At 64.3% G+C, this 14,373-nt stretch carries 13 protein-coding genes; all 13 read left to right on the top strand.

Annotated elements, in window-relative coordinates; genetic code table 11:
• Nucleotides 1-3: 3 nt before the first annotated feature.
• From nuoE to UB31_RS34875, 13 genes are read left to right on the top strand one after another with little or no spacing between them, the layout of a single operon-like run.
• Complete coding sequence (gene nuoE, locus UB31_RS34935) at nt 4-615, top strand: NADH-quinone oxidoreductase subunit NuoE (RefSeq protein ID WP_045014114.1); 612 nt, start codon at nt 4-6, stop codon at nt 613-615.
• Nucleotides 615-821: a hypothetical protein gene (locus UB31_RS34930; protein WP_045003106.1), complete on the top strand. Its 207-nt coding sequence runs from the start codon at nt 615-617 to the stop codon at nt 819-821. Before nuoE ends, UB31_RS34930 begins: the two co-directional genes overlap by 1 nt.
• A 15-nt stretch (nt 822-836) precedes the next feature.
• The gene (nuoF, locus tag UB31_RS34925; protein ID WP_045014113.1) at nt 837-2,162 is read left to right on the top strand and encodes an NADH-quinone oxidoreductase subunit NuoF; all 1,326 of its coding nucleotides are present in this window, start codon (nt 837-839) and stop codon (nt 2,160-2,162) included.
• Between the two features lie 5 nt (nt 2,163-2,167).
• Nucleotides 2,168-4,243: an NADH-quinone oxidoreductase subunit NuoG gene (nuoG, locus tag UB31_RS34920; RefSeq protein ID WP_045014112.1), complete on the top strand. Its 2,076-nt coding sequence runs from the start codon at nt 2,168-2,170 to the stop codon at nt 4,241-4,243.
• Nucleotides 4,244-4,247: 4 nt separating this feature from the next.
• Nucleotides 4,248-5,315, top strand: a complete 1,068-nt coding sequence (nuoH, locus tag UB31_RS34915) for an NADH-quinone oxidoreductase subunit NuoH (RefSeq protein ID WP_156175689.1) — start codon at nt 4,248-4,250, stop codon at nt 5,313-5,315.
• Nucleotides 5,316-5,329: 14 nt separating this feature from the next.
• Entirely contained in the window at nt 5,330-5,818 is a 489-nt protein-coding gene (gene nuoI / locus UB31_RS34910) for an NADH-quinone oxidoreductase subunit NuoI (RefSeq protein WP_026232873.1), read from the top strand.
• Between the two features lie 9 nt (nt 5,819-5,827).
• Nucleotides 5,828-6,466, top strand: a complete 639-nt coding sequence (locus tag UB31_RS34905; RefSeq protein WP_045003102.1) for an NADH-quinone oxidoreductase subunit J — start codon at nt 5,828-5,830, stop codon at nt 6,464-6,466.
• The gene (nuoK, locus tag UB31_RS34900) at nt 6,463-6,771 is read left to right on the top strand and encodes an NADH-quinone oxidoreductase subunit NuoK (protein WP_008547737.1); all 309 of its coding nucleotides are present in this window, start codon (nt 6,463-6,465) and stop codon (nt 6,769-6,771) included. The genes UB31_RS34905 and nuoK overlap by 4 nt, the downstream gene beginning before the upstream one ends.
• Before the next feature lie 8 nt (nt 6,772-6,779).
• Nucleotides 6,780-8,861 carry an NADH-quinone oxidoreductase subunit L gene (gene nuoL, locus UB31_RS34895; RefSeq protein ID WP_045014110.1) on the top strand — a complete coding sequence of 694 codons (2,082 nt, stop codon included), beginning with the start codon at nt 6,780-6,782 and terminating at the stop codon, nt 8,859-8,861.
• A complete protein-coding gene (locus tag UB31_RS34890; protein WP_045003100.1) occupies nt 8,862-10,370 on the top strand; it encodes an NADH-quinone oxidoreductase subunit M in 1,509 nt (502 codons plus the stop codon).
• A 22-nt stretch (nt 10,371-10,392) separates the two neighbouring features.
• Complete coding sequence (gene nuoN / locus UB31_RS34885) at nt 10,393-11,829, top strand: NADH-quinone oxidoreductase subunit NuoN (RefSeq protein WP_045003099.1); 1,437 nt, start codon at nt 10,393-10,395, stop codon at nt 11,827-11,829.
• A gap of 1 nt (nt 11,830) precedes the next feature.
• Nucleotides 11,831-12,637 (top strand): biotin--[acetyl-CoA-carboxylase] ligase, encoded by an 807-nt coding sequence (locus UB31_RS34880; protein WP_045014109.1) that lies wholly within the window; start codon nt 11,831-11,833, stop codon nt 12,635-12,637.
• Nucleotides 12,637-14,307, top strand: a complete 1,671-nt coding sequence (locus tag UB31_RS34875) for a ribonuclease J (protein ID WP_045014108.1) — start codon at nt 12,637-12,639, stop codon at nt 14,305-14,307. The genes UB31_RS34880 and UB31_RS34875 overlap by 1 nt, the downstream gene beginning before the upstream one ends.
• The last annotated feature ends 66 nt before the right edge of the window (nt 14,308-14,373 follow it).

Genomic DNA, 14,373 nt, shown 5'->3' with positions numbered 1-14,373 from the left:
GAGATGTCCGTCCGCCGATTAGCGCCCCAGGAAGTCCAGCCCGCGAGCTTTGCGTTCACGGACGAGAACCTTGCGTTCGCGAAGCAGCAGATCGCGAAATATCCGGCCGGCCGGCAAGCTTCCGCTGTCATCGCAATCCTCTGGCGTGTCCAGGAACAGCACGACGGCTGGGTGTCGGAGGCCGCGATCCGCGTCGTCGCCGACATGCTCGACATGCCCTATATCCGCGTGCTCGAGGTCGCGACCTTCTACACGATGTTCCAGCTCGCCCCCGTCGGCAAGAAGGCCCACGTCCAGGTCTGCGGCACCACGCCGTGCCGCCTGCGCGGCGCCGAAGACCTCATCCATGTCTGCGAGAGCCGGATCCATCACGATCCCTTCCATCTCTCCAAGGACGGCAATTTCAGCTGGGAAGAGGTGGAATGCCTTGGTGCCTGCGTGAACGCGCCGATGGTGCTGATCGGCAAGGACACCTATGAGGACCTGAACAAGGAGACCTTCGGCAAGGTGCTCGACGGTTTTGCCTCGGGCAATCCGCCAAAGCCCGGTCCGCAGAACGGCCGCCAGTTCTCCGCGCCGGCCGGCGGACCGACCACGCTGAAGGAGAGCACCTGATGCGTGATCTCTCGTACCAGGCCATTTCAAGGAGCGAAGCCGTGAACAAATGGGGCTTCGTTGCCATGCATGCCGCGGGCGCGGCCGTCTTCATGTTCCTGCTTCAGCGCTTCGTGATGAGCGCGTCGCAGGAAACCAGTCTGCTCTGGGCGCTGACTTTCGCCGTCTGCGCCGCCGGGCTTGCCTACAAGCAAGCCAATCGTTGATCGGAAAGCGCTGATATGCTCGAGGACAAGGACCGCATCTTCAAGAACCTCTACGGCCTCCACGATTGGGGGCTCGAGGGTGCGCGGCGTCGCGGCGCCTGGGATGGCACCAAGGGGATCATCGACAAGGGCCGCGACTGGATCATCAACGAGATGAAGGCCTCCGGCCTACGCGGCCGCGGCGGCGCCGGCTTCCCGACCGGTCTGAAGTGGTCCTTCATGCCGAAGGAGTCCACCGACGGTCGTCCTAGCTATCTCGTCGTCAATGCCGACGAGTCCGAGCCCGGCACCTGCAAGGATCGCGAGATCATGCGGCACGATCCGCATCTCCTGATCGAGGGCTGCCTGATCGCGAGCTGCGCGATGAACGCGCATGCCTGCTACATCTATGTCCGCGGCGAGTTCATCCGCGAGCGCGAGCATCTCCAGGCCGCGATCGACCAGGCCTATGAGGCCAAGCTGGTCGGCAAGGACAACGTCAATGGCTGGCCGTTCGACATCTACGTCGCGCACGGCGCCGGCGCCTATATCTGCGGCGAGGAAACCGCGCTGCTCGAAAGCCTCGAGGGCAAGAAGGGCCAGCCGCGCCTGAAGCCGCCGTTCCCGGCCAATGTCGGCCTGTACGGCTGCCCGACCACGGTCAACAACGTCGAGTCCATCGCGGTCGCGCCGGACATTCTCCGTCGTGGCGCTGCCTGGTTCGCCGGCATCGGCCGTCCGAACAATGTCGGCACCAAGCTGTTCTGCATCTCCGGCCATGTCGAGCGGCCCTGCAACGTCGAAGAAGCCATGGGCATCCCGTTCCGTGAGCTGATCGAGAAGCATTGCGGCGGCGTCCGCGGCGGCTGGGACAACCTCAAGGCCGTGATCCCCGGCGGCTCGTCGGTGCGCATGGTGCCGGCGGAGCAGATCATCGACACGCCGATGGATTTCGACAGCCTCAGCAAGCTGCGCTCGGGTCTCGGCACCGCGGCCGTGATCGTGATGGACAAGTCCACCGATCTGATCCGCTCCATCGCCCGCATCTCCTATTTCTACAAGCATGAGAGCTGCGGCCAGTGCACGCCGTGCCGCGAAGGCACGGGCTGGATGTGGCGCGTGCTGACCCGCATGGCCGATGGCCGCGCCCACAAGCGCGAGATCGACATGCTGCTGGAGGTCACCAAGCAGGTGGAGGGCCATACGATCTGCGCGCTCGGCGACGCAGCCGCATGGCCGATCCAGGGCCTGATCGCGCATTTCCGTCACGAGATCGAAGCGCGCATCGACCAGTATTCGCACAAGGCCGACATCGACGATGCCGGCGTCCGCGATCCCGTGAACATGGTCGCGGCGGAGTAGGAAGCATGACCAAGCTCATCATCGACGGCAAAGAGATCGATGTCCCGGCCGAATACACGCTGCTTCAGGCGTGCGAAGCCGCAGGCGCCGAGATTCCGCGCTTCTGCTATCACGAGCGGCTGTCGATCGCCGGCAATTGCCGGATGTGCCTCGTCGAAGTGAAGGGCGGCCCGAAGCCGGTCGCAAGCTGCGCCTGGGGCGTGCGCGATTGCCGTCCCGGCCCCAAGGGCGAGCCGCCGGAAATCTCCACCCGTTCGCCGATGGTGAAGAAGGCGCGCGAAGGCGTGATGGAATTCCTTCTCATCAACCATCCGCTGGACTGCCCGATCTGCGACCAGGGCGGCGAGTGCGACTTGCAAGACCAGGCGATGGGCTATGGTGTCGACACCAGCCGCTTCGCCGAGAACAAGCGCGCGGTCGAGGACAAATATCTCGGCGCGCTGGTCAAGACCTCGATGAACCGCTGCATCCAGTGCACGCGCTGCGTCCGCTTCTCGGCGGAAGTCGCCGGCGCGCCCGAGATGGGGGCAACCGGCCGCGGCGAGGACATGGAGATCACGACCTATCTCCAGCACGCGCTGACGTCGGAACTCCAGGGCAATCTCGTCGATATCTGCCCGGTCGGCGCGCTGACCTCGAAGCCTTATGCTTTCGCGGCACGCCCCTGGGAGCTCGGCAAGACCCAGTCGATCGACGTGATGGACGGTGTGGGATCTGCGATCCGCGTCGACACCCGCGGCCGCGAGGTGATGCGCGTGCTGCCGCGCATCAACGAGGCCGTGAACGAGGAGTGGATCTCCGACAAGACCCGCCACGTCGTCGACGGCCTGCGCACTCAGCGTCTTGACCGGCCCTATATCCGTGAAGCCGGCAAGCTGCGCGCGGCGAGCTGGCCCGAGGCCTTCGCTGCGATCGCTGCCAAGGCGGCGCGCACCGACGGCAAGCGCATCGGCGCGGTCGCGGGCGATCTCGCCGGCGTCGAAGAGATGTTCGCGCTGAAGGATCTCTTGGCCAAGTTCGGCTCGGCCAATCTGGCGGTGCAGGGCGGCGACGCCTTCGATCCCGCACTCGGCCGCGGCTCCTACATTTTCAACCCGACGCTGGTCGGCGTCGAGCAGGCTGATGCGCTGCTGATCATCGGCGCCAATCCGCGCAAGGAAGCGGCCGTGTTCAACGCCCGCATCCGCAAGCGCTGGCGCGCCGGCGGCTTCAAGGTCGGCGTGATCGGTGCCAAGGCCGACCTGACCTATGAGTATGACTATCTCGGCGCAGGCAGCGAGACGCTCGGTGAGCTCGCGGCCGGCAAGCACTCCTTCATGGACGTGCTGAAGAACGCCAAGAACCCGATCATCCTGGTCGGTGCAGGCGCGGCTTCGCGTCACGACGGCGCCGCCATCCTCGCCGCCGCCGCCAAGCTTGCGCTCGATGTTGGCGCGGTGAAGGACGGCTGGAACGGCCTTGGCGTACTGCACGAGACCGCCTCGCGCGTCGGTGCGCTCGATATCGGCTTTGTGGCCGGTCCCGGCGGGCTGAACGCTGCGCAGATGACGACCTTCGGCACGCTGGATCTGCTGTTCCTGCTCGGCGCCGACGAGATCAAGGCGCCGGACGGCACCTTCGTCGTCTATATCGGCACCCATGGCGACCGCGGCGCGCATCGCGCCGACGTGATCCTGCCGGCGGCCGCCTATACCGAGAAGTCCGCGATCTACGTCAACACCGAAGGCCGCGTGCAGATGACCGGCCGTGCCGCGTTCCCGCCGGGCGAGGCCCGCGAGGATTGGGCGATCGTCCGCGCACTGTCGGAAGCGCTCGGCAAGAAGCTCGGCTATGACTCGCTCGCAGCGCTGCGCCAGGCGATCTTCAAGGCCGTGCCGCATCTGATCCGTCTCGATCAGATCGAGGCCGGCTCCGCCGACCAGATCAAGAAGCTCGCTGGCAAGGGCGGCTCGACGGAAAAGGCGCCGTTCAAGCCACTCGTCGAGGACTTCTATTTGACCAACCCAATCGCGCGTGCGTCCGCCGTGATGGCGGAATGCTCGCGGCTTGCCTCCGGGCAGATGCTGACCGCAGCGGAGTGAGCTGATGGAATTCTTCACAAGCGCATTCTGGACGGGCTTCCTCTGGCCGCTGATCATCATGATCGCGGAGAGCGTGCTGGTGCTCGTCGTCCTCTTGGTCGCGATCGCCTACATCCTGCTCGCCGACCGCAAGATCTGGGCGGCGGTGCAGATCCGGCGCGGCCCGAACGTGGTAGGTCCCTGGGGCCTGTTCCAGTCCTTCGCCGACCTGCTGAAGTTCGTGCTGAAGGAGCCGATCATCCCGGCCGGCGCCAACAAGGGGGTCTTCCTGCTGGCCCCCCTGGTGTCCTGCGTGCTCGCGCTCACGGCCTGGGCGGTGATCCCGACCAATCTCGGCTGGGTGATCTCCGACATCAATGTCGGCGTCCTCTTCATCTTCGCGATCTCGTCGCTGTCGATCTACGGCATCATCATGGCCGGCTGGTCGTCGAACTCGAAATACCCGTTCCTGGCGGCGTTGCGCTCGGCGGCGCAGATGGTGTCCTACGAGGTCTCGATCGGCTTCGTCATCATCACGGTGCTGCTCTGCGCCGGCACGCTGAACCTCTCGGCCGTCGTCGAGGCCCAGCACATCCGCGGCCTTGCCAGCCTGATTGGGCTGCCGCAGCTGACCATCCTGAACTGGTACGTCTGGCCGCTATTCCCGATGTTCGTGATCTTCTACGTCTCGGCGCTGGCGGAAACCAACCGTCCGCCCTTCGACCTCGTCGAAGCGGAATCCGAGCTCGTCGCCGGCTTCATGGTCGAATACGGCTCGACGCCGTATCTGCTGTTCATGCTCGGCGAGTATGTCGCGATCGTCACGATGTGCGCGCTGGCGACGATCCTGTTCCTCGGGGGCTGGCTGCCGCCGGTGGACCTGCCGCCCTTCAACTGGGTGCCGGGGATCATCTGGTTCTCGCTCAAAGTGTTCTTCATGTTCTTCCTGTTCGCGATGGCAAAGGCGATTGTGCCGCGCTACCGCTACGACCAACTGATGCGCCTGGGCTGGAAGGTGTTCCTGCCGTTGTCGCTGGCGATGGTGGTCGTGGTGGCCGGCGTGCTCCAGTTCGCCGGCATCGCGCCGAAGTGAGGGCCGTCATGGGTATCAACATCAACGCCACTGCACGCTCGCTTCTGCTGTCGGAATTCGTCTCGGCGTTCTTCCTCGCCATGCGCTATTTCTTCCAGCCGAAGCCGACGCTGAACTATCCGTTCGAGAAGGGCCCGATCTCGCCGCGTTTCCGCGGCGAGCACGCGCTGCGCCGCTATCCGAACGGCGAAGAGCGCTGCATCGCCTGCAAGCTGTGCGAAGCCGTCTGCCCGGCGCAGGCCATCACCATCGAGGCCGGCCCGCGCCGCAATGACGGCACCCGCCGTACCGTCCGCTACGACATCGACATGGTGAAGTGCATCTATTGCGGCCTCTGCCAGGAGGCCTGCCCGGTCGACGCCATCGTCGAAGGCCCGAACTTCGAGTTCGCGACCGAGACCCGCGAGGAACTGTTCTATGACAAGGCCAAGCTGCTCGCCAACGGCGACCGCTGGGAACGCGAGATCGCAAAAGCGATCGAGCTCGACGCGCCGTACCGGTGAGATGAGAGCATGATCCTTCCCGCGCTGTTCTTCTATCTCTTCGCCGGCGTCTGCGTCGCCTCGGCGGTGATGGTGATTGTCTCGCGCAATCCCGTTCACTCCGTGCTGTATCTGATCCTGGCCTTCGTTAACGCCTCCGGCCTGTTCGTGCTGATGGGCGCCGAATTCCTGGCGATGATCCTGATCGTCGTCTATGTCGGCGCCGTCGCGGTGCTGTTCCTGTTCGTGATCATGATGCTCGACGTCGACTTCCTCGAGCTGCGCGAGGGCTTCATTGAATATTTGCCGGTCGGTCTCGTGATCGGCGGCATCTTCCTGTTCGAGCTGCTGCTCACCGTCGGCTTCTGGGTCATCAATCCCACCGTGAGCAAGACGATCACGGCGGCGATCCCGACCAATGTCAGCAATACCGAGGCGCTCGGGCTCGTGCTCTATACGAAGTACATCCACTACTTCCAGCTCTCGGGCATGGTGCTGCTGGTCGCGATGATCGGCGCCATCGTGCTGACGCTGCGCCACAAGGCGAGCGTCAAGCGGCAGGACATCAACGTTCAGAACGCGCGCACGCCGGAGATGGCGATGGCGATGCGCAAGGTCGCGTCGGGGCAGGGGCTCCAGGACAGCGACGCGGCGGAGTGGGTGAAATGACGATCGGGCTCGGACATTACCTGGCGGTCGGCGCGATCCTGTTCACGCTCGGGATCCTCGGCATCTTCCTGAACCGCAAGAACATCATCGTCATCCTGATGTCGATCGAGCTGATCCTGCTCTCGGTCAACATCAATCTGGTGGCGTTCTCGACCTTCCTCGGCGACATCGTCGGCCAGGTCTTCGCGCTGCTGGTCTTGACGGTCGCGGCTGCTGAAGCCGCGATCGGTCTCGCTATCCTGGTGGTCTATTTCCGCAACCGTGGCTCGATCGCGGTTGAGGACGTCAATCTGATGAAGGGCTGAGCTCAGTCATGGTCCAGGCAATTGTCTTTCTGCCTCTGCTGGGCGCCATTCTGGCTGGCCTGATCGCGCTGTTCGGCGCGCATGCCCGCAATCCCAGCGGCGACACGGTCGAGCATCACGATGACCATGGTCACGGCGACGCCCATGCGGCGGCGGCCCATGACGACCATGGCCACGACGATCACGCGCACGATGACCACGGGCACGGCCCGGTCGAGCCCGCGGCTGCGGGATCGCGCGGTGCTGAGCTGATCACCACAGCGTTGCTGTTCGTGGCAGCCGCGCTGTCCTGGATGACGCTGGTTGATGTCGGCTTCAATGGCCATGACGCCCGGATCCAGCTGCTGCCCTGGATTTTCTCCGGCGACTTGCAAGTCTACTGGACGCTGCGGGTCGACACGCTCACCGCCGTGATGCTGGTCGTGGTCACCACCGTGTCCTCGCTCGTGCACCTCTATTCCATCGGCTACATGGACGAGGATCCGAACCGGCCGCGCTTCTTCGGATATCTCTCGCTGTTCACCTTCGCCATGCTGATGCTGGTGACGGCTGATAACCTCGTGCAGCTGTTCTTCGGCTGGGAAGGCGTGGGTCTCGCCAGCTATCTCCTGATCGGCTTCTGGTACCAGAAGCCGTCGGCGAATGCGGCGGCGATCAAGGCCTTCGTGGTCAACCGCGTCGGTGACTTTGGTTTTGCGCTCGGAATCTTCGCGATCTTCTACCTGACCAACTCGACCGATTTCGAGACCATCTTCCACCAGGCGCCCGGCCTGACCGCCAAGACCATCGACTTCCTCGGCTGGCACGCCGATGCGCTGACACTGACCTGCCTGCTGCTGTTCATGGGCGCGATGGGCAAGTCGGCGCAGTTCCTGCTGCACACCTGGTTGCCGGACGCGATGGAAGGCCCGACGCCGGTGTCGGCGCTGATCCACGCCGCGACCATGGTCACCGCCGGCGTCTTCATGGTGGCGCGCCTGTCGCCGCTGTTCGAGCTCGCGCCGAACGCGCAGGCCGTCGTGATGTTCTTTGGCGCGACCACCGCGTTCTTCGCGGCGACGATCGGTCTCGTCCAGAACGACATCAAGCGGATCGTCGCCTATTCGACCTGTTCGCAGCTCGGCTACATGTTCGTGGCGATGGGGGCGGGCGCCTATTCGGTCGGCATGTTCCACCTGTTCACGCACGCCTTCTTCAAGGCGCTCTTGTTCTTGGGCTCCGGCTCGGTGATCTACGCGATGCACCACGAGCAGGACATCCGCAACATGGGCGGCCTCTGGCGCAAGATCCCCTACACGTTCGGGGTGATGACCGTGGGTACGCTGGCGCTGACCGGTTTCCCGCTGTTCGCCGGCTACTTCTCCAAGGACGCGATCATCGAGTCCGCCTACGCCTCGCACAATCCGTTCTCGATGTATGCCTATCTGCTGACGATCGCGGCCGCCGGCCTGACCTCGTTCTACTCCTGGCGTCTGGTGTTCAAGACCTTCTTCGGCGAGCCGCACAACCAGGAGCATTACGAGGCCGCGCACGAAAGCCCGATCTGGATGCTGATTCCGATCGGCGTTCTCGCGATCGGCTCGATCCTCGCCGGCTTCCCGTTCAAGGAGCTCTTCACCGGGCCTCATGGTGTGGAAGAGTTCTTCCGCGAGTCCGTGAAGATGAATCCGCATATCCTCGAGGATATGGAGCACATGCCGCCGCTGCTCGGGTGGTTGCCCTTCATCATGATGGCGCTGGGCTTCGTGGTGTCCTACACGTTCTATATCCGCAAGCCCTACCTCCCGGTCGAGCTCGCGAACACCCAGCCGATGCTGTACCAGTTCCTGCTCAACAAATGGTACTTCGACGAGCTCTACGACGTCATCTTCGTCCGTCCGGCGAAGTGGATCGGCTATCAGCTCTGGAAGAAGGGCGACGGCTTTATCATCGACGGTCTCGGCCCCGACGGCATCTCAGCTCGCGTGCTGGATGTCACCCGCAACGTCGTGAAGATCCAGACCGGCTATCTCTATCACTACGCGTTTGCCATGCTGATCGGCGCCGCCGGCCTGATCACCTGGTTTATGTTCGGCTTTGGAGGCCAGTAAATGACGACCTGGCCCATCCTATCGGTCACGACCTTCCTGCCGCTGGTCGGCGCGCTGATCGTCTATCTCAGCCGCGGCGATGACGAGGCCGCCCGGCGCAATTCGCGCTGGATCGCGCTGTGGACCACCTTGATCACCTTCGCAGTGTCGGTGCTGCTGGTGATGCGTTTCGACCCGTCCAACGCCGACTTCCAGTTCGTCGAGAAGGCGGCCTGGCTCGCCACCGGCATCACCTACCACATGGGCGTCGACGGCATTTCGCTGCCGCTGGTGATCCTGACCACCGCGATCATGCCGTTCTGCATCGTCGCGAGCTGGAAGGCGATCACCAATCGCGTCCGCGAATACATGATGGCGTTCCTGATCCTGGAAACGCTGATGATCGGCACCTTCTCGGCGCTCGATCTCGTGCTGTTCTATCTGTTCTTCGAGGGCGGCCTGATCCCGATGTTCCTGATCATCGGGGTCTGGGGTGGTCCGCGCCGGGTCTACGCGTCCTTCAAGTTCTTCCTCTACACGCTGCTCGGCTCGGTGCTGATGCTGCTCGCCATCATGGCGCTGTACTGGAACGGCGGCACCACCGACATCCCGACCCTGATGCACACCGCGGTGCCGCGGTCTTTGCAGACCTGGGCGTGGCTCGCCTTCTTCGCCTCGTTCGCGGTGAAGATGCCGATGTGGCCGGTGCATACCTGGCTCCCCGACGCGCACGTCGAGGCACCGACCGCGGGTTCGGTGGTGCTGGCCGCGATCCTCTTGAAGATGGGCGGCTACGGCTTCCTGCGCTTCTCGCTGCCGATGTTCCCGCTGGCCTCGCATGACTTCGCACCGCTGGTGTTCGTGCTCTCGGCCATCGCCATCATCTACACCTCACTGGTGGCCTTGATGCAGGAGGACATGAAGAAGCTGATTGCGTATTCCTCCGTCGCGCATATGGGCTTCGTCACCATGGGCATCTTCGCCGGCACCATGCAGGGCGTCGCCGGCGGCGTGTTCCAGATGATCTCGCATGGCATCGTCTCCGGCGCGCTGTTCCTCTGCGTCGGCATCGTCTACGACCGCATGCACACCCGCGAGATCGCGGCCTATGGCGGCCTTGTCAACCGGATGCCGCTTTACGCGCTGACCTTCATGATCTTCACCATGGCCAATGTCGGTCTGCCCGGCACCTCCGGCTTCGTCGGCGAGTTCATGACGTTGCTCGGCACCTTCAAGGTCTCGGTCCCGACTGCATTTTTCGCCACCTTCGGCGTGATCCTGTCGGCTTGCTATGCGCTGTGGCTCTACCGCAAGGTCGTGTTCGGGGCGCTGGTCAAGCCGTCGCTGATGAGCATGAAGGATCTCACCTTCCGTGAGTGCCTGACGCTGTTCCCGCTGATCGCACTGACGATCCTGTTCGGCATCTATCCGAAGCCGGTGCTCGACATGTCGGCGGCCTCGGTTCAGCAACTCGTCAACAATTACAACACCGCTGTGACGGCCGTGAAGGCCGCCGCACTGCTCCAGTGAGCGGGCAGGTCAGGATATCGCCATGAGCTTTTCGACTGCAGGTTATCAACTGGCGCCGGTGCTGCCCGAGCTCGTGCTCGCGGTCGGCGCCATGGCGCTTCTGATGCTCGGGGCCTATCGCGGGCAGGAGACCACCAAGACGGTCACGACGCTCGCGGTCCTGCTCCTGATCGTGGTCGGCGTGCTCGAATACATGCTGCCCGCGGGCAAGCAGGTGACTTTCGGCGGCAGCTTCATCGTCGACGACTTTGCGCGCTTCATGAAGATCCTGGCCCTGATCGGCTCGGCGGTGACGCTGGTGCTGTCGACCGAGTTCCTGTCGGATCCGTCGCGCCGCATCTTCGAATATGCGATCCTGGTGCTGCTCTCGACGCTCGGCATGATGGTGCTGATCTCGGCCGGCGATTTGATCTCGCTCTATCTCGGCCTCGAGCTGATGTCGCTCGCGCTCTACGTCGTGGCGGCCTCGAACCGCGACAACGCCAAGTCGACCGAGGCCGGCCTGAAGTATTTCGTGTTGGGCGCGCTGTCCTCGGGCATGTTGCTGTACGGCGCCTCGCTGATCTACGGCTTCACCGGCACGGTCAGCTTTGCCGGGATCGCAACGGCGGCGACGGCCGCGAATGTCGGCCTGGTGTTCGGCCTGGTCTTCCTCCTCGCTGGCCTCTGCTTCAAGGTCTCGGCCGTGCCGTTCCACATGTGGACGCCTGACGTCTACGAGGGCGCGCCGACGCCGGTGACTGCCTTCTTTGCGTCCGCCCCGAAGGTCGCCGCACTTGCCGTCTTCACCCGCGTCACGCTCACCGCGTTCCCTGGCATCGTCTCGCAGTGGCAGCAGATCCTGGTGTTCGTGGCGATTGCCTCGATGGTGCTCGGCTCCTTCGCCGCGATCGGCCAGAGCAACATCAAGCGACTGATGGCCTATTCCTCGATCGGCCATATGGGCTTTGCCCTGGTGGGCCTTGCCTCCGGCACGGTCGAAGGCGCGCAGGGCGTGCTGATGTACATTGTGATCTATGTCGCGATGACGCTCGGCTCGTTCTCGGTCATTCTGTCGATGAAGCGCAACGGCCAGGCCGTCGAGCAGATCAGCGATTTCGCCGGCCTCTCGCGCACCAATCCGCTGCTCGCCTTCATGTTTGCGATGCTGCTGTTCTCGCTCGCCGGCATTCCGCCGCTCGCCGGCTTCTTCGCCAAATGGTACGTCTTCGTCGCCGCCATCAAGGCGAATTTGTTCACGCTCGCCGTGATCGGCGTGCTCTCCAGCGTCGTGGGCGCCTACTACTACCTCACCATCGTCAAGACGATGTATTTCGACGAGCCGGCCGGTCAGGTCGATCCGGTGCGTGTCGAGGTGAAGACGGTGCTGGCGGTCTTTGGCCTGTTCAACATCCTGTTTGCGCTGATCGCGGGTCCGGTGGTGAGCGTTGCCTCCGCCGCCGCCAAGTCGCTGTTCTAGGATGGGGTTCGCGCTCGGTCCTCGCGCCATTTCGGCGGGCTACAAGCTCGCAGCCCTCGAACGGACCGGCTCGACCAACACCGACGCGATCGAAAGCGCGCGTTCGGGCGAGCGCGGCCCGATCTGGTTCGTGACCTCCGAGCAGACCGCCGGCCGCGGCCGACGCCAGCGCGCCTGGATCTCGCCGCGGGGCAATCTGGCCGCCAGCGTGCTCGAGGTCGTGGACGTCGCGCCCGCGGTTGCCGCCACGATCGGCTTTGCCGCGGGGCTGGCCGAGGAAGCCGCTCTGGAGAAGGTCAGCCTCGAGGCCGCGCTGCGGCTTGGCCCTGACAGGCCGCGATACGCCCTGAAATGGCCGAATGACGTGCTGGCCAACGGCAAGAAGCTGGTCGGCATTGGGCTGGAGGCCGAAGCCGTCGGCGATCGCCTTGCCATCGTCGTCGGCATCGGCACCAACATTGTCGCGGCCCCGGAGGGTACACCGACGCCCGCGGTGTCGCTCGCAACCCTTGGCGTCCAGATCAGCGCGGAAGAGCTGTTTTCGGCACTGACGGATTCCTGGGTGGAATTCCGCGGCATCTGGGACAATGGTCGCGGCTTCGCCGAGATCCGGAAACTGTGGCTGGAGCGCGCGGCTGGCCTTGGCGAGCGGGTTGCGATCAACACGGGAGCGACGACGCTGGAAGGCATTTTCGACACGATCGACGACACCGGTTGCCTGATCGTCCGCACCGCTGACGGCCGACGCCTGCCGGTGGCGGCCGGCGAGGTGTTCTTTGGTTCGGCCGCCTCCGTGGGAGCTGCGTGATGGCGAAGTCTGACGAACTGGTATTTGCGCCGCTCGGCGGTGTCGGCGAGATCGGCATGAACCTGTCGATCTACGGCCTCGGCAACCGACAGCAGCGCGCCTGGCTCGCGATCGATCTCGGCGTCTCCTTCGGCGACGAGGAGCATTTGCCGGGCATCGATTTGATCATGCCCGACATCAGCTTCCTGGAGAAGGAACGCAAGAACCTGATGGGCCTGGTGCTGACCCATGCCCATGAGGACCATTTTGGCGCGATCATCGACCTCTGGCCGAAGCTGAAATGCCCGATCTACGCGACGCAATTCAGCGCCGCGCTGTTCGAGGCCAAATGCGCCGCCGAGCGCAATGCGCCGAAGATTCCGGTGACGGTGGTGCCGTCGGGCGGGCGCATCGATGTTGGCCCGTTCAACGTCGAGTTCATCCCGGTCGCGCATTCGATTCCCGAGTCCCATGCGCTGGCGATCCACACCGAGATCGGCACCGTGCTGCACACCGGCGACTGGAAGATCGATCCGACCCCGATCATCGGCCGCCCGACGGACGAGAAGCGGCTGCGCGAATTGGGCGATGAGGGCGTGATCGCCTTGATCGGCGATTCCACCAACGCCGTGCGCGACGGCCGCTCGCCGTCCGAATCCGAAGTCGCCAGGACCATCGCCGACCTGGTCAAGGCCGCCAAGGGCCGCGTCGCGGTGACGACCTTCGCCTCCAACGTCGCGCGCATCAAGGCGGTCGCCGACGCCGCCAAGGCCGCTGACCGCGAAGTCGTCGTGGTCGGACGCGCGATGGAGCGCGTGTCGCAGGTCGCGCGCGAGACCGGCTATCTCGACGGCGTCCAGAGCTTCCGCTCGACCGACGTCTACGGCCATCTGCCGCATGACAAGGTGCTGGCGCTCTGTACCGGCAGCCAGGGCGAGGCCCGCGCCGCACTGGCGCGCATCGCCAATGACGACCATCCCGAAATCACGCTCAACCGTGGCGACTGCGTGATCTTCTCCTCGCGCACCATCCCGGGCAACGAGAAGGCAGTCGGCTCGATCATCAACAATCTGGTGCTCCAGGGCGTCGAGGTCATCACCGATCGCGACCATCTGGTCCACGTCTCCGGCCATCCGCGCCGGGATGAGTTGCGCGACATGATCGCCTGGGTCAGGCCACAGCTTCTGATCCCCGTCCATGGCGAGGCGCTGCATCTGCACGAACACGCGAAACTCGCGCGCGCCGCCGGCGTGCCGCGCGTGCTGGTCGTCCGCAATGGCGATCTCGTCAAGCTCGGCCCGGGCGATCCCGGCATCATCGGCCAGGTGCCCGCGGGTCGTCTCTACAAGGACGGCACGATATTGGAGGATTCCAAGTCGCGCGCGGTGTCCGAGCGGCGCCGGATGGCGTTTTCGGGCTGCGCCTTCGTGGCCATCGCCATGACCGAGCAGGGCGAGTTGGCCGACGATCCCGAGGTCGATCTCGTCGGCATCCCCGAGAAGAACCGGGCGGGCGAGCCCATCGACGATCTCGTTTTCGATGCCGTGGTCTCCACCATCGAGGGCCTGCCAAAGGCGCGCCGCCGTGATGCTGACGCGTTGGGCGAGTCGGTGCGACGCGCTGTCCGTGCCGTGATCAACGAACATTGGGGCAAAAAGCCCCCCTGTCTGGTACATGTCCTGACAGTCTAATTGTTTAAGCATGATCTTTTCGGAAAACCGCTTCACACTTTTCCGGATCATGCTTTGAGGGAGAAG

Source organism: Bradyrhizobium sp. LTSP849 (assembly GCF_000938255.1).
In the GTDB taxonomy this organism is placed as follows: domain Bacteria; phylum Pseudomonadota; class Alphaproteobacteria; order Rhizobiales; family Xanthobacteraceae; genus Bradyrhizobium.
The sequence above is the reverse complement of the archived record's forward strand: the minus strand, read 5'-3'. Positions and strand labels throughout refer to the sequence as shown.

Bases quoted from the DNA above. Each gene is read 5' to 3' on its own strand.
- nuoG (WP_045014112.1), top strand. From the start codon at position 2,168: ATGACCAAGCTCATCATCGACGGCAAAGAGATCGATGTCCCGGCCGAA.
- nuoN (WP_045003099.1), top strand. From the start codon at position 10,393: ATGAGCTTTTCGACTGCAGGTTATCAACTGGCGCCGGTGCTGCCCGAG.
- UB31_RS34890 (WP_045003100.1), top strand. From the start codon at position 8,862: ATGACGACCTGGCCCATCCTATCGGTCACGACCTTCCTGCCGCTGGTC.
- UB31_RS34905 (WP_045003102.1), top strand. From the start codon at position 5,828: ATGATCCTTCCCGCGCTGTTCTTCTATCTCTTCGCCGGCGTCTGCGTC.
- UB31_RS34875 (WP_045014108.1), top strand. From the start codon at position 12,637: ATGGCGAAGTCTGACGAACTGGTATTTGCGCCGCTCGGCGGTGTCGGC.
- nuoF (WP_045014113.1), top strand. From the start codon at position 837: ATGCTCGAGGACAAGGACCGCATCTTCAAGAACCTCTACGGCCTCCAC.
- nuoK (WP_008547737.1), top strand. From the start codon at position 6,463: ATGACGATCGGGCTCGGACATTACCTGGCGGTCGGCGCGATCCTGTTC.
- nuoL (WP_045014110.1), top strand. From the start codon at position 6,780: ATGGTCCAGGCAATTGTCTTTCTGCCTCTGCTGGGCGCCATTCTGGCT.
- UB31_RS34880 (WP_045014109.1), top strand. From the start codon at position 11,831: ATGGGGTTCGCGCTCGGTCCTCGCGCCATTTCGGCGGGCTACAAGCTC.
- nuoE (WP_045014114.1), top strand. From the start codon at position 4: ATGTCCGTCCGCCGATTAGCGCCCCAGGAAGTCCAGCCCGCGAGCTTT.
- nuoH (WP_156175689.1), top strand. From the start codon at position 4,248: ATGGAATTCTTCACAAGCGCATTCTGGACGGGCTTCCTCTGGCCGCTG.
- UB31_RS34930 (WP_045003106.1), top strand. From the start codon at position 615: ATGCGTGATCTCTCGTACCAGGCCATTTCAAGGAGCGAAGCCGTGAAC.